Raw genomic sequence first — 1,192 nt, forward strand, 5'->3', positions numbered from 1 at the left:
GCTCCCGCAGCTCCTGCACTTCCAGTCGCTCCTGTTGCTCCCGCAGCTCCTGCACTTCCAGTCGCACCTGYTGCTCCCGCAGCTCCTGCACTTCCAGTCGCACCTGTTGCTCCCGCAGCTCCTGCACTTCCAGTCGCACCTGTCGCTCCCGCAGCTCCTGTACCGCCAGTCGCACCTGTTGCTCCCGCAGCTCCTGCACTTCCAGTCGCACCTGTCGCACCCGCAGCTCCTGTATCTCCTGTACCTCCAGTCGCACCTGTTGCTCCCGCAGCTCCTGCACTTCCAGTCGCCTTGTCGCTCCCGCAGCTCCTGTACCGCCAGTCGCCCCTGTCGCTCCCGCAGCTCCTGCACTTCCAGTCGCCCCTGTTGCTCCCGCAGCTCCTGCACTTCCAGTCGCTCCCGTTGCTCCCGCAGCTCCTGCACTTCCTGTCGCTCCCGTCGCTCCTGTACTACCTGTAGCCCCAGTAACCCCTATGTCAGTTCCTAAGAGCTCAGATGAAACAAGTCGATGCGCGGCAACTAATTCTCCTAAGGCCGTCTTTCCCCAAACGGAAACTTCGGTCTGTTTTGCAGCAACGCCTCCTGTTGTGAATACAAATTCAAATCTATCAATATCAGCAAAATAACTTCTGGTCACCTCTTGATTTGGTAAAACTACGAAAAGTTCAAGTACATATAACGTTCTTGTACCATTTAAAACATAACCTTGAATAAGCAGTGTCGAAGAGTTGACATTATCCCTATTATCAATATTGATCGTTACTTGCTGAGTTGGTCTAACTCCGTTGACAGAACTATTATCAATAGGTCCAGTCGACAAAATGGCCATATAATTCCGGTCTGATCTGCAGCGGTACCTCCTGTTGTAAAAACGAATTCAAATCTATCAAAATCAGCAAAGTAATTTCTGGTTAGTACTTGATTTGGAAAGACTTCAAAAAATTCAAGTACATATAACGTTCTTGTGCCGTTTAAGATATATCCTTGTATGAGAACAGTTGCAGAATTAACAACATCCCTATTATCAATTAATACTGATATCTGTTGAGTTGACCTCATGCCACTGATAGCATTGTTTTCTATCGGTCCGCTTGATAAGACAGCCATTTATGTTTTCCCCTCCTAGTCATAAAATTGATATTTACTTTGAGTTGCAAAATAGTAAATATTTAAACCTCACTCCTAAACTATG

General features: G+C 47.9%; 1 pseudogene. It reads right to left on the reverse strand.

The annotated features are described in order from the left end of the window. A pseudogene (locus tag AC1DUA_RS38405) lies at positions 1 to 829 on the reverse strand (hypothetical protein); the annotation flags it as partial. Positions 830 to 1,192 lie beyond the last annotated feature (363 nt).

It is taken from the genome of Paenibacillus sp. 01T422, assembly GCF_056398785.1.